This is a genomic window from Pantoea sp. Ap-870, from assembly GCF_011752515.1.
Taxonomy (GTDB): Bacteria; Pseudomonadota; Gammaproteobacteria; order Enterobacterales; family Enterobacteriaceae; genus Pantoea; species Pantoea dispersa.
In genome coordinates, this window is record NZ_VWXG01000002.1 from 367,595 (window position 1) to 391,705 (window position 24,111).

General features: G+C 58.8%; 26 protein-coding genes. 11 read left to right on the plus strand and 15 right to left on the minus strand.

What is annotated here, in order from left to right; translation table 11 throughout:
* Positions 1 to 233 precede the first annotated feature (233 nt).
* A complete protein-coding gene (locus F3J41_RS07805) occupies positions 234 to 1,424 on the plus strand; it encodes an MFS transporter (protein WP_166710547.1) in 1,191 nt (396 codons plus the stop codon).
* Between the two features lie 2 nt (positions 1,425 to 1,426).
* Here F3J41_RS07805 and sfnG read toward each other — a convergent pair whose 3' ends face one another.
* Both sfnG and F3J41_RS07815 read right to left on the minus strand, forming a co-directional pair.
* The gene (gene sfnG / locus F3J41_RS07810) at positions 1,427 to 2,521 is read right to left on the minus strand and encodes a dimethylsulfone monooxygenase SfnG (protein ID WP_021508881.1); all 1,095 of its coding nucleotides are present in this window, start codon (positions 2,519 to 2,521) and stop codon (positions 1,427 to 1,429) included.
* A 220-nt stretch (positions 2,522 to 2,741) separates the two neighbouring features.
* Positions 2,742 to 3,089 (minus strand): helix-turn-helix transcriptional regulator, encoded by a 348-nt coding sequence (locus tag F3J41_RS07815; protein ID WP_021508880.1) that lies wholly within the window; start codon positions 3,087 to 3,089, stop codon positions 2,742 to 2,744.
* 159 nt (positions 3,090 to 3,248) lie between these two features.
* Here F3J41_RS07815 and F3J41_RS07820 point away from each other — a divergent pair, with 159 nt between their 5' ends.
* On the plus strand, positions 3,249 to 4,475 hold the full coding sequence (locus tag F3J41_RS07820; protein WP_104187590.1) for an MFS transporter: 1,227 nt from the start codon (positions 3,249 to 3,251) through the stop codon (positions 4,473 to 4,475).
* Between the two features lie 53 nt (positions 4,476 to 4,528).
* Here F3J41_RS07820 and clcA read toward each other — a convergent pair whose 3' ends face one another.
* Positions 4,529 to 5,893: a H(+)/Cl(-) exchange transporter ClcA gene (clcA, locus tag F3J41_RS07825; RefSeq protein ID WP_247656264.1), complete on the minus strand. Its 1,365-nt coding sequence runs from the start codon at positions 5,891 to 5,893 to the stop codon at positions 4,529 to 4,531.
* A gap of 336 nt (positions 5,894 to 6,229) precedes the next feature.
* Here clcA and glsB point away from each other — a divergent pair, with 336 nt between their 5' ends.
* The 3 genes from glsB to F3J41_RS07840 all read left to right on the plus strand — a co-directional run bounded on the left by glsB (position 6,230) and on the right by F3J41_RS07840 (position 9,953).
* On the plus strand, positions 6,230 to 7,153 hold the full coding sequence (gene glsB, locus F3J41_RS07830) for a glutaminase B (protein WP_058781037.1): 924 nt from the start codon (positions 6,230 to 6,232) through the stop codon (positions 7,151 to 7,153).
* Between the two features lie 578 nt (positions 7,154 to 7,731).
* Positions 7,732 to 8,148, plus strand: a complete 417-nt coding sequence (locus tag F3J41_RS07835; RefSeq protein WP_021508875.1) for a DUF2946 domain-containing protein — start codon at positions 7,732 to 7,734, stop codon at positions 8,146 to 8,148.
* A gap of 65 nt (positions 8,149 to 8,213) precedes the next feature.
* The gene (locus tag F3J41_RS07840; RefSeq protein ID WP_166710551.1) at positions 8,214 to 9,953 is read left to right on the plus strand and encodes a DUF2534 family protein; all 1,740 of its coding nucleotides are present in this window, start codon (positions 8,214 to 8,216) and stop codon (positions 9,951 to 9,953) included.
* Between the two features lie 68 nt (positions 9,954 to 10,021).
* Here the strand turns inward: F3J41_RS07840 and F3J41_RS07845 are convergent, their stop codons facing one another.
* Together F3J41_RS07845 and F3J41_RS07850 are read right to left on the minus strand one after the other, a co-directional pair.
* On the minus strand, positions 10,022 to 11,038 hold the full coding sequence (locus F3J41_RS07845; RefSeq protein ID WP_021508873.1) for an NAD(P)-dependent alcohol dehydrogenase: 1,017 nt from the start codon (positions 11,036 to 11,038) through the stop codon (positions 10,022 to 10,024).
* A 123-nt stretch (positions 11,039 to 11,161) separates the two neighbouring features.
* Positions 11,162 to 11,431 (minus strand): hypothetical protein, encoded by a 270-nt coding sequence (locus F3J41_RS07850; protein WP_010616678.1) that lies wholly within the window; start codon positions 11,429 to 11,431, stop codon positions 11,162 to 11,164.
* A gap of 332 nt (positions 11,432 to 11,763) precedes the next feature.
* On the opposite strand from F3J41_RS07850, the gene F3J41_RS07855 reads away from it, so the two are divergent.
* Together F3J41_RS07855 and F3J41_RS07860 are read left to right on the plus strand one after the other, a co-directional pair.
* Positions 11,764 to 12,576, plus strand: a complete 813-nt coding sequence (locus F3J41_RS07855) for an extracellular solute-binding protein (protein ID WP_166710818.1) — start codon at positions 11,764 to 11,766, stop codon at positions 12,574 to 12,576.
* Complete coding sequence (locus F3J41_RS07860; RefSeq protein WP_166710553.1) at positions 12,573 to 13,355, plus strand: molybdenum ABC transporter permease; 783 nt, start codon at positions 12,573 to 12,575, stop codon at positions 13,353 to 13,355. The genes F3J41_RS07855 and F3J41_RS07860 overlap by 4 nt, the downstream gene beginning before the upstream one ends.
* Here F3J41_RS07860 and F3J41_RS07865 read toward each other — a convergent pair.
* The 7 genes from F3J41_RS07865 to F3J41_RS07895 all read right to left on the minus strand — a co-directional run bounded on the left by F3J41_RS07865 (position 13,352) and on the right by F3J41_RS07895 (position 19,375).
* Entirely contained in the window at positions 13,352 to 13,741 is a 390-nt protein-coding gene (locus F3J41_RS07865; protein ID WP_021508870.1) for a response regulator transcription factor, read from the minus strand. The genes F3J41_RS07860 and F3J41_RS07865 overlap by 4 nt on opposite strands.
* A 210-nt stretch (positions 13,742 to 13,951) precedes the next feature.
* On the minus strand, positions 13,952 to 14,728 hold the full coding sequence (locus tag F3J41_RS07870) for an ABC transporter ATP-binding protein (RefSeq protein WP_058758981.1): 777 nt from the start codon (positions 14,726 to 14,728) through the stop codon (positions 13,952 to 13,954).
* On the minus strand, positions 14,728 to 15,411 hold the full coding sequence (locus tag F3J41_RS07875) for an ABC transporter permease (protein WP_159377600.1): 684 nt from the start codon (positions 15,409 to 15,411) through the stop codon (positions 14,728 to 14,730). Before F3J41_RS07875 ends, F3J41_RS07870 begins: the two co-directional genes overlap by 1 nt.
* Before the next feature lie 9 nt (positions 15,412 to 15,420).
* Positions 15,421 to 16,140 (minus strand): ABC transporter permease, encoded by a 720-nt coding sequence (locus F3J41_RS07880; protein ID WP_058758979.1) that lies wholly within the window; start codon positions 16,138 to 16,140, stop codon positions 15,421 to 15,423.
* 12 nt (positions 16,141 to 16,152) lie between these two features.
* Positions 16,153 to 17,001 (minus strand): transporter substrate-binding domain-containing protein, encoded by an 849-nt coding sequence (locus tag F3J41_RS07885; RefSeq protein WP_241493834.1) that lies wholly within the window; start codon positions 16,999 to 17,001, stop codon positions 16,153 to 16,155.
* Positions 17,002 to 17,016: 15 nt separating this feature from the next.
* Positions 17,017 to 18,204: a M20 family metallopeptidase gene (locus tag F3J41_RS07890; protein ID WP_166710555.1), complete on the minus strand. Its 1,188-nt coding sequence runs from the start codon at positions 18,202 to 18,204 to the stop codon at positions 17,017 to 17,019.
* A gap of 271 nt (positions 18,205 to 18,475) precedes the next feature.
* On the minus strand, positions 18,476 to 19,375 hold the full coding sequence (locus F3J41_RS07895; protein ID WP_021508864.1) for a LysR substrate-binding domain-containing protein: 900 nt from the start codon (positions 19,373 to 19,375) through the stop codon (positions 18,476 to 18,478).
* Between the two features lie 104 nt (positions 19,376 to 19,479).
* On the opposite strand from F3J41_RS07895, the gene F3J41_RS07900 reads away from it, so the two are divergent.
* The 3 genes from F3J41_RS07900 (at position 19,480) to F3J41_RS23545 (ending at position 20,685) form a co-directional block, all read left to right on the plus strand.
* Complete coding sequence (locus F3J41_RS07900) at positions 19,480 to 20,184, plus strand: SDR family oxidoreductase (protein WP_166710557.1); 705 nt, start codon at positions 19,480 to 19,482, stop codon at positions 20,182 to 20,184.
* A 208-nt stretch (positions 20,185 to 20,392) separates the two neighbouring features.
* Positions 20,393 to 20,524, plus strand: a complete 132-nt coding sequence (locus tag F3J41_RS23540; protein WP_256378117.1) for a hypothetical protein — start codon at positions 20,393 to 20,395, stop codon at positions 20,522 to 20,524.
* Between the two features lie 29 nt (positions 20,525 to 20,553).
* A complete protein-coding gene (locus F3J41_RS23545) occupies positions 20,554 to 20,685 on the plus strand; it encodes a hypothetical protein (protein WP_254919538.1) in 132 nt (43 codons plus the stop codon).
* Position 20,686: 1 nt separating this feature from the next.
* On the opposite strand, the gene F3J41_RS07905 is transcribed toward F3J41_RS23545, so the two are convergent.
* Positions 20,687 to 21,619 carry an AraC family transcriptional regulator gene (locus F3J41_RS07905; RefSeq protein ID WP_021508860.1) on the minus strand — a complete coding sequence of 311 codons (933 nt, stop codon included), beginning with the start codon at positions 21,617 to 21,619 and terminating at the stop codon, positions 20,687 to 20,689.
* A gap of 159 nt (positions 21,620 to 21,778) precedes the next feature.
* Here F3J41_RS07905 and F3J41_RS07910 point away from each other — a divergent pair, with 159 nt between their 5' ends.
* On the plus strand, positions 21,779 to 22,513 hold the full coding sequence (locus F3J41_RS07910) for an SDR family oxidoreductase (RefSeq protein ID WP_166710559.1): 735 nt from the start codon (positions 21,779 to 21,781) through the stop codon (positions 22,511 to 22,513).
* 79 nt (positions 22,514 to 22,592) lie between these two features.
* Here the strand turns inward: F3J41_RS07910 and corA are convergent, their stop codons facing one another.
* Both corA and F3J41_RS07920 read right to left on the minus strand, forming a co-directional pair.
* The gene (gene corA / locus F3J41_RS07915) at positions 22,593 to 23,561 is read right to left on the minus strand and encodes a magnesium/cobalt transporter CorA (RefSeq protein ID WP_021508858.1); all 969 of its coding nucleotides are present in this window, start codon (positions 23,559 to 23,561) and stop codon (positions 22,593 to 22,595) included.
* Positions 23,562 to 23,592: 31 nt separating this feature from the next.
* Complete coding sequence (locus F3J41_RS07920; RefSeq protein ID WP_141495822.1) at positions 23,593 to 24,075, minus strand: GNAT family N-acetyltransferase; 483 nt, start codon at positions 24,073 to 24,075, stop codon at positions 23,593 to 23,595.
* Positions 24,076 to 24,111: the final 36 nt, after the last annotated feature.

Below are 24,111 nucleotides of genomic sequence, written 5' to 3' on the forward strand. Positions count from 1 at the left end.
ACGCACCGGCAGCGTAAATACCAGCCAGGTCACAGATGCGTGCTGTCACCGTCAGACAAGCAAAGCGGCAAGGAGGTTATCCTGAATGGCGGCCGGGTGGGTCTGCTTTACATCGATTTAACAGCTGGTTAGTATAGCCAGCGGTTCAGCGGTCCAGGCTGCTGCGTACGCGTTAACGTCAATCAACGCACCATATGCAGAGACTTTCTGCCTCATTTCTATGGTGCGCAAACATGTCCCATACCGCTTTATCTGCTGATTCTGCCCTGCGTCGCTCCGGCTTTTTCCTGCTGCTGCTGTTACTCACCGCCGCCAACTTACGCACGCCCATCACCGCCACCGGGCCGGTGCTGGAAAATATTCGCCTGACATTTGGCCTGAGCGCCAGCGCTGCCGGCGTGATTAACTTTTTACCGCTGCTGATGTTCGCCACGCTGGCTCCTCCAGCCGCCTGGTTTGGCAATCGCTTTGGCCTGGAGCGCAGTCTGTGGGGGGCGTTACTCCTGATCGTCCTGGGTTCACTGCTGCGAATCAGCGGCAGCGAAACGGCACTGTGGCTGGGTACGCTGATTCTCAGCAGCGGGATCGCGGCGGCCAACGTCCTGCTGCCGCCGCTGATTAAGCGGGATTACACCGCGCACACCGCGCGTTATATCGGGCTGTATGCCATGACCATGGGCATCACCGCCAGCATCGCTTCCGGCGTGGCCGTGCCGCTGGCCGAACTCAGCAGCGCCGGCTGGCGTCTGTCGCTGGCGGTCTGGCTGATTCCGGCGCTGGTCGCGCTGCTGGCGTGGCTGCCGCAGCTGAAAAATCCCGCGACGCGTGAGCAGCGCGCGACAGAGGTCACCGTAACGCGTTCGCCGTGGCGTTCCGCGATCGGCTGGCAGGTGTCGTTGTTCATGGCCAGCCAGTCGCTGCTGTTTTATACCCTGATTGGCTGGTTTACCCCGTTCGCACAGGATAATGGCATCAGTCAGCTCCAGGCGGGCGGCATGTTGTTCGTCTATCAAATTGTGGCGATCGCCTCCAATCTGGCCTGTATGCGGGCGCTGAAGCAGCTGCGCGATCAGCGTCTGATCGGGCTACTGGCCTCGCTGTCGATCTTCCTCGCGGTGACCGGCCTGCTACTGGCACCCGCATGGTCGCTATTGTGGCTGATTCTGGCAGGCCTCGGTGCGGGCGCCTCGCTGCTGATCAGCCTGTCACTGTTTAATTTACGCACCCGGGACCATCGCCAGGCCTCGAAACTCTCCGGCATGGCGCAGTGCGTGGGGTACGGGCTGGCGGCGCTGGGACCGCTGTGCTTCGGCATGCTGCATGATGTCAGCGGTAGCTGGCAGCTCCCGCTGCTGATGCTGTTGGCGGTAAGCGCGCTGCAAATGGCGATGGCGCTGCTGGCCGGACGCGACCGCGCTATCTGACCTCAGACCGTGACGGCGTTAAGCGCCTCCTGCCGTTCCAGTTCGCGCACGCGTGGGATCACTTCACGCCCAAAGAACTCCACCTCTTCATGGAAATGCAGAAACGCCAGCAGCAGTAAATCCACGCCAGCGCGTTTCTGCTCCATGATGCGCTCAGCAATTTGCTGCGGCGTGCCAATCAGATTGGTTTTGAAACCGTCGTTGTATTGCACCAGATCCTCGAAGGAGGATTTGGCCCAGTTGCCCTCGCCTTCCGGCGACGCGCTGCCGGCATTTTTCACCTCATGCTGGAAGCCTTTCACTGCATCCGGATTGGCTTTGGCGATGATCTCCTGCAGCACCGCCTGGGCTTCCTGTTCGCTCTCGCGGGCGATGACAAAACCATTCAGGCCGATTTTAACGGCGTGCTGATTGACGGCGGCTTTGGCGCGGATATCGTCTACCTGCTGCCGTACGCCCTGAGGCGTGTTGCCGTTGGTGAAGTACCAGTCAGACACCCGTGACGCCATGTCGCGCGCGGCGCGCGAGCTGCCGCCCTGGAAAATTTCCGGTAGCGGATCGAGTGGTTTCGGCTTGAGCGCGTAGTCGCGGAAGCGATAAAAATCCCCGGCGAAGCTGAAGCTGCTTTCACGCCAGATGCCGCGCAGGCAGCGAATGAACTCTTCCGAACGCAGATAGCGCTCTTCGTGATCGAGCCAGGGTTCACCAATCGCTTTGAACTCGCCGCGAAACCAGCCGCTGACAATGTTCACCGCGATGCGCGGACCGTACAGATGGCTGATGGTGGCGATCTGCTTCGCCGCCAGCGTCGGGTTCCACGGCCCCGGCAGCAGCGCGGCAATCACTTTGAGTTTTGTGGTGTGGCTCAGCAGATCCTGAGAGAAGGTGACTGATTCGTGCTGATTATCAGCGCCATAGCCAGCGGTGAAGCGAATCTGCGTCAGGGCATAATCGAAGCCAGCGCGTTCAGCGATTTTCGCCAGTTCACGGTTGTACTCCGCGTCCCAGCGCGTGCGCTGCTCGATCTGACTGATAACTAAACCCCCTGAAACATTAGGCACCCAGTAAGCAAACTGCAGCGGTTTTACCTGTGACATAGGTTTCTCCTGAGACTTCTTATAGCTGGACTAACGGAAAATTATCTTCATTAATGCTTTTGGCTATAAGAGGCTATGCAGTGAGCGTGCCAGTTCCTGGCAGAGATTAAACGCCTGATTTGCGGGCTAACTGAATGAGAGGATGAGGAATGTCTGTTGCGGATGCAGCAGCCGCTGTCGCCAGGCTGTTGCAATTGCAGCCGCTCCGGCGAAAAGGGCGCTACTCCGCGTGCTGAAAAGCCTGCAGCGCGCTTCGGGTGGCGGCATCGTCAACGGCGGCACTGAGCAGCGCATCAAGCAGACCAGGAAAGCGCGCGTCCAGATCGTCGCGCCGCAGTGACAGCAGATTCTCGCGGCCAGAGGGTTTTTGCCAGATTACGCCGCTGTCACGCAGTACCCGCCAGTGATGGGTTAAGGTTGATTTGGATACGCCTTGCAGCAGCGAACCGCAGCTGCGCGCCTCCCCCTGTGCCAGCAGCGCGACGACCGCCATGCGCATCGGATTGCCCAGCGCGGCCAGCACATTCTCCAGCCTGATGGCGTCACGCGACGGATGATTTTCCAGCATTGCTTATCTCTGTAAGGGCGTAAGACAGCAAATTATCCGTGAGTCGGCGGGCGATGTATAGCGCAGTACGAGCGGTGCGCCAATCGCGCTGCGCTAATTTACGATGTCACATTGCTGCTCTATGCTTGTCACCATCTTCCACTCTTTCTTCATCACAACATGAATGCAAATCCGATAGCGCATCCCGCTGCTTTGCGGTCCCTCCAGGCGTTGTGTCTGGTCAATTTTTTCATGGCCGACGTGCGGGATGGACTGGGCCCTTTCCTGGGGATCTTTCTTACCGAGCATGGCTGGAGAGCGGATGATATTGGCTGGGCGATGACTGCCGGCGGTTTAGCCGGTCTGCTGGCTACGCTGCCGGCGGGTCTGGCAACCGATGCCACGCACCATAAAAAAGGGCTGCTGATTCTGGCCTCGCTGCTCATTACGCTGGCCACCCTGATGCTGTGGTGGTTTCCTTACGGTGGAGTGGTGGTTGCCTCGCAGGTGGTTACCGGCCTCGCGGCCGCGCTTATTGCCCCGTTACTGACCGGCGTCACCCTCGGCCTGACCGGCTCTCAGGGGTTCAGCCAGCAGATGGGTAGAAACGAGGCGTTCAATCATGGCGGCAATATGACTGCCGCGCTGTTTGCCGGGTTTGCCGTCTGGCTGTGGGGCACCGATGCGGTTTTTATCCTGATGACCGCGATGGCACTGTGCGCATGTTTTGCCGTGGCCGCCATTCAGCGTAACGCGATCGATGACCGCGCGGCGCGCGGCGGTGCCGGACAGCAGGCCGCAGAGCTTCCTGGTTTCTCTGCCCTGCTGCGCAATCCGGTGCTGCTGATTACCGGACTGACGCTGCTGCTGTTTCACCTCGGCAACGCCGCGCTGTTGCCGATGCTGGGCATTCGCGCGGCGGCAACGCACAGCGGACAGCTCAGCCCCGGTGTTTATACCGCTGCAACCGTGGTGATTTCGCAATGCGTGATGATTCCCGTGGCGTTATTCGCCGCCCGAAACGCCAGCCGCCTCGGTTTCCCGCTGCTGATCACCCTCGCGCTGGTGGTACTGCCGGTGCGTGCCGGCATCGCCTCCCTGTTCGATGGCACCTATGCGATGGTACCGGTACAGATTCTTGATGGTCTGGCCGCCGGGCTGCTGGGCGTGGCAGTACCGGGCTATATAGTCAGTGTGCTTGACGGCAGCGGACACACCAATGCCGGCCAGAGTTTCGTCATGCTGATGCAGGGCGTGGGCGCAGCATGCAGCCCGGCACTGACCGGCAGCATCGCCGCCGCCTGGTCTTATCAGGTCGCTTTCGCCGTGCTCGGCAGCATCGCCCTCGCCGCACTGATGCTCTGGAGCCTCAGCCAGCGCATCCGATGGGTTAAAAGCCGGGCGTGAGGGGATATCTTTCCACCCGGCTTGAGTCGCGCTTCGATAAGCCGGGATAATCCCTATTCCGTCCGGGCGCTGGCGCGGTTAGTGAGCTGTGCTTTGGCCAGGGTGCGTGCCAGGATTGAAGAATAGAGCGGTTTGCCACCAAAGAACTGCGCCGCTAGCGTTGCGCCCAGGCAGGTGATGATCATCGGCAGAATCAGTTGATAATTATTGGTCATTTCCAGCACCAGCACGATGCCGGTAAGCGGCGCGCGCACCGAGGCGGCGAACAGCGCGCCCATCCCGGCGACGGCAAAGGTGGCGGCTTCCAGCTGATAATGCGGGAACCAGTCGGCGCTCAGCTGACCAAAGCAGGTGCCCAGCAGCGTGCCCAGCGTCAGCATGGGCGCAAAAATGCCGCCCGGCGCGCCTGAAGAGAAGCAGCAAATGGTGACCAGCGTGCGCAGCGTGAAGAGAGCAAACAGCGCCAGCGCGCCATAGTGTCCGGTAGCGAAATCCGGAATCAGCGTCGTTCCGCCGCTCACCGCCTGCGGCAGCAGTAAACCCAGCACGCCGCACAGTCCGGCCAGCAGGCTGCCGAACAGCACCCAGCGCCCGGTACGTCCGAGATGCAGGCGCTGAAACTGGTCCTGTGCGAGAAATATCAGCCGGTTGAACGCCACGCCGCAGCCGCCAAACAGCACACCCAGCACCAGATAGAGCCACAGTGTCTCAGTGGGCGCGTCACGCAGCTGACCGATATTAATGATGGCTTCGTTACCGTTGAGCACGCGAAAGACAATGCTCGACATGATCACGCCAACAAACACCGCTTTTATCGATATCAGGCTATAGCGAAACTGCGGGCGCATCTCTTCGATAATGAACAAAATGCCGGCCAGCGGCGCGTTGAACGCCGCCGAAAGCCCCGCCGCGGCACCGGTCGCCAGCAGCGTATGGCGTGATTCAGAATCGCGCACGCGAAACAGATCGAGGCACATACCACCGATGTTGCCGCCAATCTGCACCGTGGGTCCTTCGCGTCCCAGCACCATGCCAGAGCCCAGCGCGCCCATGCCGCCGATAAATTTAACCGGCAGCACGCGCCACCAGCGCACCGGGCGCAGCTCTTCCAGCGCGCCCTCGATTTCCGGAATGCCCGAGCCTCCCGCCTCTGGCGCGAAGCGGCGCACCAGAAAATAGCCGATGCCGCCCAGCAGCGCTGAAATAAAAAACGCGCTCAGCAACGCCATGGCCAGGTTATCCGCACGCTCTGTCAGCCAGCCGATCCGCAGGTGGAGAATAAAATTGACCGCGCGATCGAAAGCCACACCCACCAGCCCGGTGAGTATACCGACCAGCGCGGCCAGCAGCAGCAATGCCAGCGGGGTTTTATCGCGTCGCAGCAGTTTTTGCAGCAGCATAAATCGCCCGGCGCGCATCGCGTTGGCAGGCCCGGAGGCATCAGGTAAGGCAGACATCGTCATCCTCAATTACAACGGTTGAGCGCATTGGCAGCGCCGGAAAGAGTTTGGGCTTAGCATAACCAAAATTGCCTGATCGGTAACTCAATCATTCGCAACATAATTTTACCTCAGGCCGCGCGATGTGGCGTCGGCGCCAGGCTGGGTTGCGATCGGGCGCAACAAACCGGGCAGAATATCCGCAATCCGGTGCAGGCTTGCTGCAGCATGCTCACAGAATTTTACGCGGTGGATTGACGCGCCGACGGCAAATCACCATGATCGCGCCAGGATTAGTCACCCCGGAGCCACAAGGTGTCGGAACTCAGTAATGCATTGCTTGAAGAGATTGTCACGGACGTACGCCCCCTCACCCGTCAGGGCAAAGTGGCAGATTACATCCCGGCGCTGGCCGGCGTGGATGCCGATCAACTGGGCATCGCCATTGCCACCGCCGATGGACGCAGCTACCAGGCCGGCGATGCGGGCACGCGCTTCTCGATCCAGTCCATCTCCAAAGTCCTGTCGCTTACCGTCGCGCTGACGCTGTACGAGGACGCCGAGATCTGGCAGCGCGTAGGCAAAGAGCCATCCGGCCAGGCATTCAATTCACTGGTGCAGCTTGAACTGGAACAGGGAAAGCCGCGCAATCCATTCATTAACGCCGGCGCGCTGGTAATGTGCGATTTGCTGGAAGGCCGGCTCACCGCGCCACGCCAGCGCATGCTGGAGTTTGTGCGTCGTCTGGCACAGCAGCCGGACATTCAGTATGACCGTGTGGTCGCGCGCTCTGAATATGAGCACTCGGCGCGTAACGCCGCCATTGCCTGGCTGATGAAGTCGTTTGGCAACTTTCATAATGACGTCAGTAAAGTAATGGAAACCTACTTTCACTACTGCTCGCTGGCGATGAGCTGCAGCGAACTGGCGCGCACGTTTCTCTATCTCGCCAATCACGGTCGCACGCTGGATGATGAGTGGGCGGTGATCTCTGCACGCCAGGCGCGGCAGGTGAACGCACTGATGATGACCAGCGGCATGTACGACGGCGCCGGAGAGTTTGCCTGGCGCGTGGGCATGCCGGCTAAATCCGGCGTCGGCGGCGGGATTGTCGCAGTGATTCCCGGTGAGATGAGTATTGCCGTCTGGTCACCGGCGCTGGATCATTCCGGTAACTCGCTGGCCGGCACCGCCATGCTGGAGAAACTCACGGAGCGGCTGGGGCGATCGATATTTTAAGGCCCGGCTCGTACTGAGAGGCTTCCCTGTAAATGAAAAGAGTTAAACAACGAGCCGCCCGTTTATATCGGTGCGCATAAATGCGCACCTTACGAAAATCGTGTAATTCCTTGCTGATTGCGATCGATGCCGTTATGCCTTGCAATTAAGTTGAAAATGACCTGATTAGAACGGTGCGTATCAATGCGCCGTCATGTGTAAATCGTGCAACTGCCTACAGGCCGCAGTAAATGACGTGACACCTTGCAATAGAGTTGCAAGTGACTGTTTATATCGGTGCGGATCAATGCGCACCCTGTGCAAATAGTGCCAATACCTTGTAGGGTCGCCATTAATGGCGACCACAAATTCTGAGCAATGACAGGTTATGCCATCAGACACCGCTCATCCTTCAGCAATGAGAAATAGTGTTTCTCTAATGTACTCATCAGGTTGCAATTAAGTTAACAAACACACCACATTAAGTGACCCTTTTCAAAAGGTGCGAATTATGTCGCTCCCAGCCTCACTTTTATTAACCCTTGTGCGGCAATCGCGTTACACTTCGGCCTCATTTGTTGAAGCACTCAGTATTTGCCATGACGTTTTCCTATCACTTTCGCCAGCGCCTGACCGCCTGCGTCGCCATTGTGGCGGTGCTGCTGCTGTTCGTCGCGCCGATTGTGTCGAAAACGCTGCTGGAGCGGCAAACGCGCATTGACCCCGTGGCGTCGCACAGCCCTTCATCTGCCATGCCAATGCACCATCACGATATGCCGATGGAGATGGCGATGCCGGGCATGATGCATCACAACATGGACGACGGCGAATTTGCCTGTGGCTATTGTGATTTGCTGGTGCATGTTCCGCTGATGATGTGGGTGTTTATCCCGTTCATCTGGCTGATGCTGGTGATCTCGCGCGCCCCACCGCTGCCGCCGCTGGTGGCACCCCGGCCGCGCCGCTTCAGCGGTACCCATCGTCCGCGCGCGCCACCGGTTTTTCTTTCCTGCTGAATCTCATCAATCGGTACAACGCCTGCGCTGTGCCCTGACATTCTCTTATCGGAAGGAAGACGGCTTTGTCTGCTGTTCACTCTGCAGCACCGCGCGGCGCGGTGCTAAATCTGCTACGCCGCTTACATTTTTATATTGGCCTGTTTGTCGCGCCATTCATCTTCGTGGCGGCGCTCAGCGGCACGCTCTATGTGCTGACGCCGCAGCTGGAAAATCTGATCTACGCTGATGCGCTCACCGCGCAGCCGCAGGGCAATGCGCAACCGCTCTCGGCGCAGATCGCCGCAGCACGCGCCTATGCGGGCGAAAATCAGCACATTTATGCGGTTCGACCTGCGCCCGCCGCGCGCGATACCACGCGCGTACAGTTCAGCGATGCCACACTCGGTCCGTCGCAGTCGCGCGCGGTATTTATCGATCCCTACAGCCTCAAAGTAACCGGCGACATGACGGTGTACGGCACCAGTGGCGTGTTGCCGCTGCGCACCACGCTCGATCTGCTGCACAGCAGCCTGTTACTCGGTGACTTTGGTCGCAACTACAGCGAACTGGCGGCGAGCTGGCTGTGGGTGGCCGCGCTCGGCGGCGTGCTGCTGTGGCTGGGCACGCGGCCAAAACGCCAGCTGAAAACCGTGCGAAAGGGGTTTGCCTTTAACCGGCACTGGCACATCACGCTGGGGCTGACGCTGCTGCTCGGGCTGCTGTTCTTCTCCGTTACCGGCCTCACCTGGTCACAATGGGCAGGTAGCAATATCGATAAGATGCGCACCGAGCTTAACTGGCTGACGCCACAGGTGAATACGTCGCTCAGCGGTGATGCGCCCGCCGCGCCGGCGGATCCTCACGCCGATCACCGCAGTATGCCGGACATGGACATGACCAGCATGCCAATGTCGTCGATGGCGAAACCGGCGGCGCAGCCGGCGAAGTCACTGCCGGCAAATGCCGCCGACGCTGACTGGGATCGCGTGCTGGCGGCGGCGCGTCAGGATGGCATCCGCGCGGCTAAAGTGGAGCTGCGCCAGCCGAAGAGCGAGGGCAAAGCCTGGACTGTCAGCGAGATTGATCGCAGCTGGCCCACCCAGGTGGATGCGGTGTCCGTGAATCCGCACAGCTTCGCGATTGTCGATCACGTCTGGTTTGATCGCTTCCCGCTGGTGGCAAAACTGACGCGCTGGGGCGTCGATGCGCACATGGGCGTGCTGTTTGGCTGGCCTAATCAGCTGTTGCTGGCGCTGTTTGGCCTGGGTTTATGCAGTATGATTGTGCTGGGTTATCGCATGTGGTGGCTGCGCCGCCCGGCTCTCGATCAGGCCAGCCCGGCGCAAACCCTGAGCGCAAGCTGGCTGGCGCTGCCGCACTATGCCAAAGGGGTCTGCCTGATGCTGGCGCTGGCGCTCGGTTATGCCCTGCCGGTGATGGGCGTCAGCCTGCTGGCCTTCGTGCTGGTGGACGTACTGCGCTGGCGCAGACAACAACGTGCGCCGATGAGCGAAGCGGAAATTCTCGCTGCGCAGCAGTCACCGCTCGGTATCGTGCGGGCGCGCTTCACGGTGAAACGCAAGGAGATGCGTTACTACCTGCGTGGGCTGTTTATTCTGGCGCTGATTGTCGGTACGGTGATGAGCAATGCGATTATCGGCGGCGTGATCGATCAATACGGCATCCCGTTCAGCCACTGGACGCTGACCATGTATCTGACGCAGGGCTTTATGATCGCGCTTTACACCACGGTGTTCACCGCGCTGATGTCGATTCCGCTGTGGTATTTCTTCCTCGGCGAAAAGGATGATTCGCAGGGATAAGGCGTAAAAAACGGCGGATGATCCCCCATCCGCCGTTTTGTCTGACAAATGTCAGCGTGTTATCCGCCTCAGAAATCGGCCTTCAGCACCACGCGGTAATTAGCTTTACCGGCGCGTACGTGATCCAGCGCTTCATTGATTTTCGACATCGGGAACTCTTCCACCTGCGGTGCCACATCGGCGCGTGACGCCAGACGCATCAGTTTACGCAGCTGGCCCGGTGAACCGGTAGAAGAACCCGTTACCGCGCGATCGCCCAGAATCAGACTGAACGCCGGCACTTCAAATGGCTTCATCACCGCGCCCACGGTGTGGAACTTACCGTGCGGAGCCAGCGCCTGGAAGTACGGCTGCCAGTCCAGATCGACGGCTACGGTGCTGATAATCAAATCAAATTGCCCGGCCAGCGCGTTCAGCGCCTGAGGATCGCGGCTGTTGACCACACGATCGGCGCCCATGGCTTTGATGGATTCGGTTTTGCTGGCATTCGAACTGAACGCCGTAACTTCAGCACCCATGGCGCGCAGCAGTTTGATCGCCATATGGCCCAGGCCGCCAATACCGATAACGCCGACGCGGCTGGTGGCCGTTACATGGTGCATCAGCAGCGGTTTAAACACGGTAATCCCACCGCACAGCAGCGGACCGGCAGAGGTAATGTCCATGGATTCCGGCAGCGGAATCACCCACTGCCAGTCGGCGCGCAGATGGCTGGCGAAACCGCCTTTGTTCATGATGGTTGGCACTGAACCGTTCTCACAGTTGACCTGCTCGCCGTTGATGCAGGCATCACAGTGCTGGCAGCTTTTCGCAGTCCAGCCGATACCCACGCGCTGGCCGACCTTCAACCCTTTGTCCTGCGCCGCATCGCCGAGTGCGCTGATGCGACCAATCACTTCGTGACCGGCAATGACCGGATAAGAGGAAATGCCCCACTCGTTATCAATCATCGACAAATCAGAATGGCACACACCGCAGTAATCGACCTCAACCAGCACTTCTTCCGCCGCCAGCGGACCGGTTTCGTACTCGTACGGTACCAGCGCATCACCGGCGTTGTGTGCGGCATAACTTTTGATTTTCATTACTGTCCTCTGTTTTCAGCGTTGTTAACCCGGGAAGTCTAGCAGAGCGTATTGCCTGATTATGATTAAATTTCAGCCAATTAGAGTCTGTTAAGCGCAACGGGGAAAGAAAAGCATTTCGCGTTAAAGCGAATCGTGACTGGGCGGACTGCGGAACGCATGGCGCGCCTCTTCTATCAGCTGGCTGGCGGTGACGGTGGGCGGCAAACGCGTCAGCACTTTGCTGGCCTGCCAGTAACACAGCACCATCTCCTCGTTGGTTTCGTTCTCCGCCATTTCCCTTAAGCGCCTGCGCAGGCTCAGCACGTCCAGCGTTTGCTGTTCATCCACCATCTCAGCGATGGTTTGGTTGATGACCTGATGAATGATTTTCCAGGAAAGATCGGCAAACACGTTAAACCTCGTGACGTAGTAACGGGCTCCAGGCAAATGAGGAAAAGGTGCACGCCCAGCGGCACGCAAAATAATCCAACTGGGATAACTATAGCCGCTTATTTAACCAGCAGACGGCCGGCCGCCTGTGTTTGCGGTAGCTCACGGATCGGTAAATGAATTTTTTCTCTCAGCGCGCGTTGCAATGGCACTAAAACCCGGCACTGGCGCGCGACCGCAGGATTTCGCAACAGATTTTACCTTGCGCTAAAACGGAGAATTCCGATAATCGCTATTTACTTATTTATATAGCGAAAAGGAATCTCCGCGTGAAGACGCTTACCCTACTGTTAATGACTGCCGCCGGCGGATTGAGTTTACAGGCGCAGGCCGCCATGGATATCCGCGTGACGTATGCCGGTTCGATGGGAAAAGTGATGGATCAGGCACTGGGCCCGGCATTTGCACAACAGCATGACGGTAAGTATGAAGGTCAGGGCCAGGGGGCTTACGGCATGGCGCGCCTGCTGGCGAGCAAAAAAATCACCGCTGACGTGTTCGTGACTATTACTCCCGGTCCGATGCAGATCCTGAAAGACGCCGGACTGATCGACAACGCAGTACCGGTAGCCAGCACCAGCATGGTGATTGCCTATAACCCAAAAGGGCCGTTTGCGCCGCAGTTTGCCGCAGCCAAAGACAATAATGGCCGCTGGCTTCAGCTGCTGGCCGCGCCGGGACTGAAATTTGGCCGGACCGATCCGGTAAACGATCCTAAAGGCCAGAACATCATTTTCACACTGCTACTGGCGCAGAAGTATTACCGGCAGCCCGGCATCGCTGACAACATTCTCGGCGGTTACCAGAATCCCGCGCAAACCCATCTGCCTTACATCGCGCTGCCCGATGAAATCAACCTCAGCAATCCGGCGATGGCGACAAAGTGGTACAACACGGTCAGCTTTAGCGTCAAAGACAGCCAGGGTAAAGATAAAGTGCTGCACACCCAGCCGCTGGTCTATTACGCGGCGGTGCTCAGGAATGCGCCGCACGGTACGGCCGCTGGCAAAGCCTTTGTAGATTTCATGCTGAGTCCGTCAGGACAGGCGCTGTTTAAACAGCAAGGCTATGCCGCGCCGAAGGGCGATGGGCTTTACACCCCATGAAAATCCGCCATGCTGGCGCGCTGTGGCTGTCGCTGCCCGCCCTGGTGCTGCTGGCCGTGCCGTTTGTCACCCTGACGGGCGTCACACACTGGCAACACCTGCGGCTGGCGTGGGGTGACGGCGCGGCGGTAACCACTTCGCTCAGTCTGGGAGCGATCGCGCTGGTGCTGATTTTTCTGACCGGCTTACCGCTGGCCTGGTGGCTGTCGCAGGCGCGGGGAAAAATGCGCTGGCTGGTGGAAACGCTGGTGATGATCCCGCTGCTGACGCCGCCGCTGGCGATGGGAATCCTGCTGGTCAGCGCGTACGGTCCGTACAGTTTGCCCGGCCAGCTGCTGAGCAAGCTGGGCTGGACGCTGGTGAACAATCCCGCCGCCTTTATTCTGGCGCAGTGGTATGGCGCGCTGCCCTACTTTGTCACCAGCGCACGCTCGGCGTTTATCGCGGTGCCGCAGGAGATCCTTGAAGCGGGCCGGACGCTGGGTGCCACACCGTGGCCGCGCTTCTGGCGGCTGGCGCTGCCCCTGGCCGCACCGGGCCTGGCGTCGGCTACGGCACTGGCGTGGGTGCGGGCGATGGGCGAATTCGGCATTGTGATGATTTTCGCCTGGTTTCCCCACGGAATGCCGGCGCAGCTGTATAACAATCTGCAAAACGACGGCGTGGATGCGGTGTATGTGCTGTTGTGGCTGTTACTGCTGTTTACCCTGCCGGTGCCGCTGCTGTGCGCGCTGGCTTCCCGGCGCGCGCTCTGCGGCAACACGGCGCGGTATCATTAGAGGCTGGCGCGCTGCTCACTCTCACGCATCGCCAGCCGGACCGTCTCCAGCAGCGGTTCAATCTCCAGCGGCCGGGTGAAAAAGGCAAAGGCGCCCTGAGCAAACAAGCGCCGGCAGGCCTCCAGCGTGTCGTGCCCGGTCATGATGATCACCGGCAGCAGCGGATGGCGTGCACCCTGCCGGGCCAGCCAGCTCAGGCCGCTACTCTCTGGCTGTCGCACGTCAAGCAGCAGACAGCCGCATACGGCTTGCTGACCGGCGGCGGCGGTTTCGAACGATGCCAGGTCAGCAAAGTCGGCGACCTCGTAGTCCACGGTTCGCAGCAGAAATCCCAGCGACTCACGCACGGATACATCATCATCCACTAACCACACCTTCGCGCCCATTACGTACTCCGCCTGTAGAAAAATGAGGAAAATTTCGGCCCTCTCTGTCGCGCGGTAACGCAACAGCAGCCAGACCTGACGGTAGCTGGTTATCGATGGACGTGAAGTGCGCGACGACGTGCACCTTCCCTGCGCCGATAAAAAAGCCCTCCGTTGAGGGAGGGCGATTTTTCCATAATTTGGCTTAGAACACCATTGGCACAAATCTGGTTAGCTGTTGCGCTGCAGGTGGCTGCTGACAAAAGCGCGACAGCGCGCCGAGATCGGTTCGCTAAACACCTGCTGCGGCGATCCGGACTCTTCGATTTTGCCCTGATGCAGAAACACCGCTTTGTTTGATACATCGCGCGCAAACCCCATTTCGTGGGTGACGATAATCATGGTGCGCCCCTCTTCCGCCAGGCTGCGAATGACGCGCAGCACTTCGCCCACCAGCTCCGGGTCGAGCGCGGAAGTGGGTTCATCAAACAGTATCGCTTTCGGCTGCTGCGCCAGCGCCCGGGCAATCGCCACGCGCTGCTGCTGGCCACCGGAGAGCTGCGACGGCCACGCGTTGCGCTTTTCGTATAACCCGACTTTTTGCAGCAGCGCTTCGGCCTCAGCAACGGCCTCCTGATGACTGCGCTTTTGCACATGGATCGGCGCCTCAATGATGTTCTGCAGCACGGTTTTGTGCGGCCACAGATTGAAGCCCTGAAACACAAAGCCGAGTTGCATGCGCATCAGCTTAATGCGGCGGCGCTGTTCACGGCTCAGCTTTTCGTCCGCGTTATCGAGGGTGACCACTTCATCGCCGACGGCAATCTCACCGGCCTGTGGCACTTCAAGAAACGGGATGCAGCGCAGCAGCGTACTTTTACCGGAGCCGCTGGCGCCGATCAGCGAAATGACGTCGCCATCCTGCGCCGTCAGGCTGATGTCATGCAGCACTTCATGCCCGCTATAACTTTTTCTGAGATGGCTCAGGGCAATAGTGGGTTTGTTCATTAACGTGCTCCAGCGTGATAGGGGGACAAACGGCGCTCCAGCAGCGCCACCGCTTTGCTCACCAGCACGGTCAGCAGCAGATAGATAATCGCCGCGCTGATAAACACCTCCAGCGCGCGGAAGGTTTCTGACACGATGGAGTCTGCGATGCCGGTCATCTCCATCAGGCTGATGGTGCTCACCAGCGACGTGGATTTGATCATTGAGATGATCTCATTGCTGTAGGCCGGCAGCGCCTGACGCACCGCCAGTGGCAGCGTGATGCGCCGAAGCGTGGTGAAGCGCGACATGCCGCACACTTTCGCCGCTTCCAGTGACTGCACGCTAACCGCATTCAGTCCGCCGCGCAGGATCTCGGCGGTGTAAGCCGCGTCGTTGAGAATCAGCGCAATTAACCCGCACCAGTAGGGCTCACGCAGCAGCGGCCACAGCACGCTTTCGCGCACCGCCGGCAGGCTGCCGAGGCCATAGTAAATCATGAAGATCTGAATCAGCAGCGGCGTACCGCGAAACAGCCAGACGTAAAAACGCGTGACGTAACTGCCGAGGCGATGCTGCCGCAGCAGATTCAGCAGCAGCGCCAGTACCCCGCCGCCCAGCAGAGACAAGACCGCCAGATTGAGCGTCAGCGGCAGCCCGCGCAGCAGTGCAGCCAGCGTATGCTGTAAAAAGGTGAAATCCATCGTGGCTCCTTACAACCGCGCGCGTTGTTGCCCGCGCATGGCCACTTTTTCCACATAGCGGAAGAAAAAATCCGAACAGGTGGTGATGATCAGATAAATCACGGCGCCCACGCTGTAGAAGAAAAACGGCATCTGGGTGGAATTCGACGCGGTGGAAATCTGGTTCATGGTTTCCACCAGCCCGGTTACCGATACCAGCGCCGACTCCTTAATCACCGATTGCCACTGATTACCCATGCCCGGCAGCGCGGTGCGCAGCGCCTGCGGCACAATCATGCGGCGGAACAGCATAAAGCGGCCCATGCCGGTCACCGTAGCGGCTTCCAGCGTGCCGGCGGGAATGGCGTAAAACGCACCGCGAAATACGCTGCTCTGGTAAGCGCCGGAAATCAGCCCGATAGCGATGGCGCCGGCAACGAAGCCGTTAACGTCAAACGGTCCCTGCAGGCCGATAGCTTCACCGATAAACCCGACCACCTGTCGGCCACCAAAGTAGAACAGGTAGATCACCAGCAGCTCCGGCACGCCGCGAAACAGCGTGATGTAGCCGCTGGCAACACGCTGCTGCCAGCGGCCGCCACCAATCTGCATCCAGCACAGCAGGCTGCCGAGCATCGCGCCCAGCAGCCACGCACACAGCGAGACCGTTACCGTGACGGTGGCGGCGTCCAGCAGCACGCCGCCCCAGCCTTCGTCACCAAAACCTAACAGTTGCCAGTCAATAGTCATAAGCGCTCAGCATTATTCCGCAGGCGCGACGTTCTCGCCGAACCATTTCTCAGACAGTTGCTTCAGCGTGCCGTCTTTGATCATCGACACCAGCGCCTGATCCAGCGCGGCTTTCAGCTCCGGATTGTTTTTACGAATGGCAATCGCCGAGCCCTGGCCCAGTACACCACCCACAAAGCCGTAACCGGTGCTGTTTACCGTATCCGCGTGTTTTTTCACATATGCATTGAGGTTGGTGCGCGATGCCATGACCGCATCAACCCGGCCGTTAAGCAGATCGGCGAAGGTTTCCGGGCCGGCCTGATAGGTACGGATAGTCGCGACATCACCGAGGTATTTGTTGAGGAAATCGGCCTGAATGGTAGCGACCTGCACCGCAATGGTTTTGCCTTTGAACTTCGCCTTCAGCGCGTCGATGGCTTTGTTCATACCGGCTTCATCGGTCGCCTGTACCACTTCACCGTTGCCCGGCAGAGTATCTACTGCGCTGCCCTTCAGCGTGACGAAGCCCGAAACGCTCACGGTGTACTGATGGGTAAAATCCACCACTTCTTGACGTTTTGGCGTCACGGTGACGGCATCGACCACTGCATCATATTTGCCATCAGCGAGGCCGGGGATCAGTCCGGACCACTTTTGCGCGACGATTTCATATTTGAATCCCGCGCGTTTCGCCAGTTCGGCCACCATATCGGGCTCGTAGCCGACAATTTTGCCGCTCGGCGTGGACTGGTTAAACGGCGGATAGGCCGCTTCGGTGGCGAATTTTAACGTGCCAAAATCTTTGGCCTGAACCACAGCGGCAGCAGCCAGCAGCAACATGCCCGCGGAGGCGGAGAACAGCCCTTTACGCATCATCATAAAACCTCATTATTATCAGTAGAGTAAGTCGATCGCTATACGGGCCAGAGCCTGTGTGCCAGCGTGAATGCTGCGTTCGTCCGGCTGATAGTCGGAGTTGTGCAGATGGTCGTCGCGCCCCGGCGCGCCAGAGCCGATATGGATCTGACAGCCCGGCACACGCTCGGTAAACAGCGAGAAATCTTCCGCGCCAAAGCTGCTGCTGGGTTTTGCCACCACCGGCTTGCCGAACTGGTGCGAGAGGATCGGCTCCAGTGCATCAATCAGCGCATCATCATTCATCAGCGGCGGTACACCTCGCTGATAATTGACCTCAATCCGCGTATTGAGCGACAGCGCCACTCCGGCACAGATGCGGCGGAAAGCGTCTTCCATGTGAGCGCGCGCCTGCGGTGATTTAGCGCGGATGGTGCCCTGAATCAGGCAGCTGTCGGAGATGATGTTATGGGTGGTGCCGCCGTGGATATGGCCAATCGTCAGCACAGCAGAGTTCGCCGGATCGAGCTCGCGCGACACAATGGTCTGCAACTGCGTTACCAGGCTGGCGGCGGCAATGATCGGATCGGTACCCATGTGCGGCCGGGCGGCGTGGGTGGATTTGCCATGAATCACTACGTCGAATTCATCGCTGGAAGCGGTGCTGGCACCGCGCGTCAGGGCAATTTCTCCTGCGGCCAGCTCTGGCTTATTGTGCAGCGTGATCGCCACATCAATGCCGTCCGCTGCGCCGGCAGCAATCATGGCTTGCGCGCCGCTCTCTGGCGTCTCTTCCGCCGGCTGAAAAATCAGCCGCACCGTGCCGTGCAGCTGGCTGCGCAGGTCCGTGAGGATCGCCGCGACGCCGAGCAGCGTAGCCGTGTGGATATCGTGGCCGCAGGCGTGCATTTTACCCGGCCAGATGCTGCTAAACGGCAGGCCGGTTTGCTCATGAATCGGCAGCGCATCCATATCGGCGCGCAGCAGCACGGTTTTGCCCGGCTGCGTACCGGTAATGTCTACCATCACGCCGGTGCGGCCCACGCCGGTTTGCGGCGTTAGCCCGAGGCGCAGCAACTCCTGTTCCACGATGGCTGCAGTGCGGACGGTGTCGAAACCGAGCTCCGGATGCGCGTGAATGTCGCGCCGGATGGCGATGAGGTGCGCCTGCATGCTTTCACTTCTGGCGCTGATATCCCTGGCTAAAATGGTTTTATGATCGGTCATGTGGGTAATACGTTTATGCAGGCTGTCGCCTGGCCGTTATGGCATTTTTATGAAGTTCAGCGTTTTATTTATTCACAGCACCAGTCATATTGCAACGCACAATTCCTTTCCTTAACTGCTGAATTTGCGCGATATTTTTCTAAAACCCTGCCCGGGCAGGATAAACCCTGTAAAATGCATGCTCAGTCAGTCATAACATTCATGATCCGGCGCGGATCATCAGTTTTACTGATTTCGTTATTGAACATAAAAGCATCGCGTTGCTCAGCCATCAATCTTTGCTCTGCTCCGCCTGACTGAGTAGCCACGCACGAACCGCACTCACCGTTGCCTGCTCACGCGGACGACGCGGAGCCACCAGATACCAGCCGGCATCAACGGGCATCTCACGCTGCCAGGCGGGAACCAGCCGACCGCTGGCCAGATCGTTCTGCACAAAATGCGGGCTGGTCAGTGCGATACCCTGACCACTCAGCGCCGCTTCCAGCGCCAGCGCGGTCTGGTTGAAGCGCAGATGATGCTGATGCTGCAGCGACTGGCCGGGGAACATAAACGCCAGGAACGCCGGCCACAGGTGATGGCCATCGTGCAGCAGCGGATAGCGCAGGCAATTTTCTGGCTGCGCTGCATCACCGTGTTGTGCCAGCAGCGCCGGGCTGACCACCGCCAGCACCGTCTGGCTAAACAGCAGCGTGGCCTCCAGCCCGCTACCAAACGGCGGCCGGCCATAGCGCACCGCCAGATCGACGCCTTCATGGTGAAACTGCACCAGCCGTTCAGAGGCCAGCACGCGCAGGTCGATATCCGGCCAGGCCGCGGTAAATGCCGGTAAACGCGGTAGCATCCAGCGGCTGGCAAAGGTCGGTGTTACGCTCAGCGTCAGGCGATCCGGCTCCGGGCGTAGCGTGCGCGTCGCCTCATCAATCAGCTCAAATGCCTGTCGAATGTGCACCGCATAGCCTGCACCGGCAGCGGTCAGCGCCAGCGAACGCGGCAACCGATCGAACAGTTTCAGGCCCAGGCTGGCCTCGAGACCGCGAATATGCTGCGCAACCGCACCCTGCGTCACGCCGAGCTCTTCAGCGGCGAGGCGAAAATTAAGGTGCCGCGTCACGGCTTCAAATACCCGTAGCGCATTCAGCGACGGTAATGCCTGAAAGCCCTGATTCATCCTGTAGTTTTCCTATCGTCAATTGCCAGCTGAGCTGACTCTCTGCGGCATCTCCCGGCCATTATACTGGCATCACAGGATATTTAATTGATGAGGTTACTCACATGACAGTAGAAAAAGTTGCGGTGATTGTCGCAGGTGGCAGCGGTATGGGCGCAGCGGCAGCGGAGAAGCTGGCCAGCGAGGGTTTCAGGGTTGCGATTCTTTCCTCCTCCGGCAAAGGCGAGGCGCTGGCGAACCGTTTGGGCGGGCTCGGCATTACCGGTTCGAATCAGTCAGTGGACGATTTGCAGCACCTGATTGATGCCACTCTGGCGCGCTGGGGACGTATTGACGTGCTGGTTAACAGTGCCGGCCACGGTCCGCGCGCGCCGATCCTTGAATTAAGCGATGATGCGTGGCAGCAGGGAATGGAAACCTACTTCCTCAACGTGGTGCGCGCTGTACGTCTGGTCACGCCGATCATGCAGCAGCAGGGTGGCGGCAGTATCATCAATATCTCATCGGCATGGACGTTTGAACCCACCGACATGTTCCCTACCTCGGCCGTGTTCCGTGCCGGTCTGGCTTCTTTCAGTAAAATCTTTGCCGACACCTACGCAGCTGAGAATATTCGTATCAACAACGTCCTGCCAGGCTGGATTGATAGCCTGCCGAAAACGGATGAACGGCGCGACAGCGTGCCCATGCAGCGCTACGGCACGGCAGCAGAAGTGGCGGCTACCATTGCGTTTCTTGCTTCGCCCGGCGCGGCTTATATCACCGGGCAGAATATTCGCGTGGACGGCGGCGTCACGCGCAGCGTGTAACCGGCTTTGCTGTGCCTGATGGTCACAGCGGCACCTGATGTCCGCTGTGGCTGCCGCCTGCCTGCTAAGGAATTTCTCAGCCTGTTTTCAAGACTGGTCTTGTCGTTTCGCGGCCTTATAACACGTCAGAATGTTCTTATTCGCTGACAGAATTTTCTGTTCTCAGCTGTCGGATATTCCCGGTAAAACTTTCTGATTTGAGGTCGCTATGCCACTACTTCTTCGTATGCGTCTGCACACGCTGCTGACTCCTGAACGCCATCTAATCTGGCGTTTCCTGCTAACAGGTTGTGCATTTTTCTGGATTCTGCTGGTGGTTGCCGTGATGGGGCTGCGCTGATCGGTTGCTGGCTGTTGTGAGGGATGATTATGGTATTAATGTTATCGCCGCGCCTCAGTGCGCTGCTGAGTTTTTCCCGCCGGTTACTGTGCCAGCTGGCACTGGCTGCCAGCCTGCTGTTCTGGATTGGCGTGGTGGCGGCAATCGTCATCGCGTACTGACTTAATGTGCCTGTAGCCGCGCGGATAATTGCTCCGGCGGCAGCAGCGCAAAGGCGCGTTTCATCACCCGCGCCTCGTCAGCCGGGGTGCGACCAAACATCCGCTTAAACTCCCGGTTAAACTGTGAATCACTTTCGTAACCGACGCGTGCGGCGGCACCGGCGGCGGTGAGATTATCGCGAATCATCATCAAACGCGCCTGATGCAGCCGCAAGGACTTGAGGTACTGAATCGGCGAGGTCTGCGTGACGCTTTTGAAATGCAGATGGAAGCGCGGAACGCTCATGCCCGCTTCGCTGGCCAGATGCGGCACATCCAGCGGCTGCTGCCAGTCAGCATGAATGCGCTGCAGCGCCCGCGCGATGCGGCCAAAATGCCCCTGATAGGTCAGCGCTGCGCGCACCGCACCGCCCTGCTCACCCAGCAGCACACGAAAGCAAATCTCTTCTACCCGTGCCGGGCCTAAAACCTGCGCTTCCAGCGGATCGCTCAGCGCCTGCAACAGGCGCAGCGTGCTGTCCGCCAGCGTCTCATTTACCGGCGTCGAAATAATGCTGGCTGGTGTCTCCGCCAGCGGAATGTCTGCCGCTGCGACCTGCGTCACCAGGCGCGCCAGCGTGGCCGCATCCAGACGGATAGCCAGTCCCAGCAACGGTTCAGCCGAGGTCGCTTCAGTCTCAGCGGAGAACGGCAGCGGCACCGACAACACCAGATAGTGCTGTGCGTCGTAGCGATACATTTTGTCGGCAAGAAACGCCCGCTTCGAGCCCTGGCAGATAATGATGATGCTCGGCTCATAAAGAACCGGCGTGCGCGCCCACTGCCGGTCGGCACGCATAAAGCGCACGCTGTCGAGCAGTGAAGCGGTATAACCTTCCTGCGGTGCCAGCTGGCGCAGCAGCGCGCAGGTCTGCTGTTGTACGGTTTGCGACATAACGGATTCCGGTGAGAGGTTCAGGCAAAGCATAGCCAGGTTTCTTTCTTACTCACAATAGTGACGAGAGAATCAGGCAATGATGCGCCACAATCCGGTCTGTTCGCTTTAGCCGGCGTTTTCCACAATAGCCTCGTCAACCAACACGAGGAAACCATCATGGCTCATTCCAATGCGAAAGTGATTATTCTGACCGGCGCCAGCAGCGGCATCGGCGAAGCGATAGCACGTCTGCTGGCCAGTCAGGGGCATAAACTGGTGCTCGGCGCGCGCCGTACCGATCGGCTGGCAATACTGTGTGATGAACTGCGTGCCAGCGGCGCGCAACTGGATTATCTGGCCACCGACGTGACGCAGCGTGCCGATACGCAGCAGCTGGCCGATTTTGCCCGCGATAAATATGGTCGGGTTGATGTGATGATCAACAATGCCGGCGTCATGCCGCTGTCGCCGCTCAGTGCGCTGAAGGTGGATGAATGGGACCGTATGCTCGACGTCAACGTGCGTGGCGTACTGTACGGCATCGCTGCCGTGCTGCCGGTCATGGAATCGCAGCAAAGCGGCCATATCATCAATATCGCCTCGATTGGTGCGCTGGCGGTATCGCCGACGGCAGCGGTGTACTGCGCCACAAAATTCGCCGTTCGCGCCATTTCGGATGGCCTGCGTCAGGAATCGCGCCAGCTGCGGGTGACGGTCATTAATCCCGGCGTGGTGGAATCGGAACTGGCGGACACCATCACTGACGAGACCGCACGCGTGGCCATGCAGAGCTATCGTCAGATTGCGTTAAAACCCGAAGCCATTGCGCAGGCGGTGAGCTGGGCCATTAATCAGCCTGGCGAAGTTGATGTCAATGAGATCACGGTGCGCCCTACTGCCAGCGCGCATTGAGGCTAATGGAGCGTGGCGATTTCAGGCTGAAATCGCCCTGGCCTGCGCGTCTGGTGACAGCGCGCGCAGGCCATCATGCTTACAGCCAGCCCGCTTTTTTCAGTCGCCACCACATAACGAAACAGATCACCAGCGTGACCGCCAGCGCCGCCGGATAGCCAAAGTGGCTGTGCAGCTCTGGCATGTCTGAGAAGTTCATACCGTACATACTGAAGATGATAGTCGGCACAATCAGTATTGCCCCCCAACCGGCCAGCTTTTTATTCACCTCACTCTGCTGTACCGAGACCAGCGCCAGATTCACCTGCATGGCGCTGGCCAGCGTTTCGCGCATGTCTTCGGCATCAATCATGACGTGGTGCGCGTGATCCTGCACGTCGCGCAGATAGGCGCGCAGATTTTTCGGGATGATATCTTCATGGAAGCGCACCAGCTGCGGGCAGATCTCTGTCACCGGCATCGCCGCATTGCGCAACGACAGCAGCTGACGCCGCAAGTGGTAGACATTCTCCAGCGTGACGCTGTCAAAGCGGGTGGTGAACATGCCGTCTTCCAGGTCAGCAATACGTTCACTCAGCGATTCGGTGATTTTGCTGTAGTTGTCGACGATAAAATCGAGGATGCAGTAGAGCGCATAGCCGGGTCCCTGGCACAGCATGGCATGATTTTTCTCGGCTTTAGCGCGGATCGCTTTATAGCCCTCAACCGAACCGTGCCGCACGGTAATCAGAAAATTTTTGCCGAGGAAAAAGTGGGTTTCGCCAAAGCTGATGCGCTGGCGATCTTCCATGTGTGCGGTTTTCACCACGATAAATACCGATTCGCCGTACTGCTCAATCTTGGGCCGCTGATGCGCCACCAGCGCATCCTCAATCGCCAGCTCATGCAGGCTAAACTCTTCCTGCAGCGTTTGCATAAACGCCGGATCGGGTTGATACAGGCCAAGCCAGACGAACGATTTTTCCTCTTTCAGCACTTCGCTGATTTGATCGACTTCGACATGCTCTTCGCGTTTGCCGTGGCGATACACCACGCAGTTAATCACCATTTTCGCGTTGTCCTTGTTGTACTCACTATCCCTAATCATAGCTGCAAAGCCTGAGCTGCATTTCTATACACGCTAAATCCGCACCGGCCAGCGCAGAGGGATAGAGCGCCTCGCGCAGCGTGCTGAAACCGTGACGTAAATAAAAACCACTGGCATTCGGTGTCGCAGCCAGCGTCAGGTGGCTGAACGCGCGACGGCGTGCTTCAGCAATAATGGCGTGCATAATCGCACTGGCATAGCCTTTACCGTGGCAGGCTGGCAAAGTAAAAATCGCTTCAACGCTGCCGCTTTGCAGATCGAGAAAGCCGGTCGCAGCCACACCGTGCTTTGCATCATCAATCACATAAAAAGGATTATTTTTTACGGCATCGTAGTAAGCATGCGGTAATTCGTCCGGCGTCCATGCGGCAATGATCTCAGCGGAGTAAACCTCACGACAGCCATGCCGAATGGCCAGATTACGGATTCGCCATAGCGCCGGTGTTTCATCAATGTGGGCTAGTCGCGGCGTCATCTTTACTCCTGTTGATCTAACTGCGGACTTGCCACA

Bases quoted from the DNA above. Each gene is read 5' to 3' on its own strand.
- F3J41_RS07805 (WP_166710547.1), top strand. From the start codon at position 234: ATGTCCCATACCGCTTTATCTGCTGATTCTGCCCTGCGTCGCTCCGGC.
- sfnG (WP_021508881.1), bottom strand. From the start codon at position 2,521: ATGTCACAGGTAAAACCGCTGCAGTTTGCTTACTGGGTGCCTAATGTT.
- F3J41_RS07815 (WP_021508880.1), bottom strand. From the start codon at position 3,089: ATGCTGGAAAATCATCCGTCGCGTGACGCCATCAGGCTGGAGAATGTG.
- F3J41_RS07820 (WP_104187590.1), top strand. From the start codon at position 3,249: ATGAATGCAAATCCGATAGCGCATCCCGCTGCTTTGCGGTCCCTCCAG.
- clcA (WP_247656264.1), bottom strand. From the start codon at position 5,893: ATGCGCGCCGGGCGATTTATGCTGCTGCAAAAACTGCTGCGACGCGAT.
- F3J41_RS07835 (WP_021508875.1), top strand. From the start codon at position 7,732: ATGACGTTTTCCTATCACTTTCGCCAGCGCCTGACCGCCTGCGTCGCC.
- F3J41_RS07845 (WP_021508873.1), bottom strand. From the start codon at position 11,038: ATGAAAATCAAAAGTTATGCCGCACACAACGCCGGTGATGCGCTGGTA.
- F3J41_RS07855 (WP_166710818.1), top strand. From the start codon at position 11,764: ATGACTGCCGCCGGCGGATTGAGTTTACAGGCGCAGGCCGCCATGGAT.
- F3J41_RS07860 (WP_166710553.1), top strand. From the start codon at position 12,573: ATGAAAATCCGCCATGCTGGCGCGCTGTGGCTGTCGCTGCCCGCCCTG.
- F3J41_RS07865 (WP_021508870.1), bottom strand. From the start codon at position 13,741: ATGGGCGCGAAGGTGTGGTTAGTGGATGATGATGTATCCGTGCGTGAG.
- F3J41_RS07870 (WP_058758981.1), bottom strand. From the start codon at position 14,728: ATGAACAAACCCACTATTGCCCTGAGCCATCTCAGAAAAAGTTATAGC.
- F3J41_RS07875 (WP_159377600.1), bottom strand. From the start codon at position 15,411: ATGGATTTCACCTTTTTACAGCATACGCTGGCTGCACTGCTGCGCGGG.
- F3J41_RS07880 (WP_058758979.1), bottom strand. From the start codon at position 16,140: ATGACTATTGACTGGCAACTGTTAGGTTTTGGTGACGAAGGCTGGGGC.
- F3J41_RS07885 (WP_241493834.1), bottom strand. From the start codon at position 17,001: ATGATGATGCGTAAAGGGCTGTTCTCCGCCTCCGCGGGCATGTTGCTG.
- F3J41_RS07890 (WP_166710555.1), bottom strand. From the start codon at position 18,204: ATGACCGATCATAAAACCATTTTAGCCAGGGATATCAGCGCCAGAAGT.
- F3J41_RS07895 (WP_021508864.1), bottom strand. From the start codon at position 19,375: ATGAATCAGGGCTTTCAGGCATTACCGTCGCTGAATGCGCTACGGGTA.
- F3J41_RS07900 (WP_166710557.1), top strand. From the start codon at position 19,480: ATGACAGTAGAAAAAGTTGCGGTGATTGTCGCAGGTGGCAGCGGTATG.
- F3J41_RS23540 (WP_256378117.1), top strand. From the start codon at position 20,393: ATGCCACTACTTCTTCGTATGCGTCTGCACACGCTGCTGACTCCTGAA.
- F3J41_RS23545 (WP_254919538.1), top strand. From the start codon at position 20,554: ATGGTATTAATGTTATCGCCGCGCCTCAGTGCGCTGCTGAGTTTTTCC.
- F3J41_RS07905 (WP_021508860.1), bottom strand. From the start codon at position 21,619: ATGTCGCAAACCGTACAACAGCAGACCTGCGCGCTGCTGCGCCAGCTG.
- F3J41_RS07910 (WP_166710559.1), top strand. From the start codon at position 21,779: ATGGCTCATTCCAATGCGAAAGTGATTATTCTGACCGGCGCCAGCAGC.
- corA (WP_021508858.1), bottom strand. From the start codon at position 23,561: ATGGTGATTAACTGCGTGGTGTATCGCCACGGCAAACGCGAAGAGCAT.
- F3J41_RS07920 (WP_141495822.1), bottom strand. From the start codon at position 24,075: ATGACGCCGCGACTAGCCCACATTGATGAAACACCGGCGCTATGGCGA.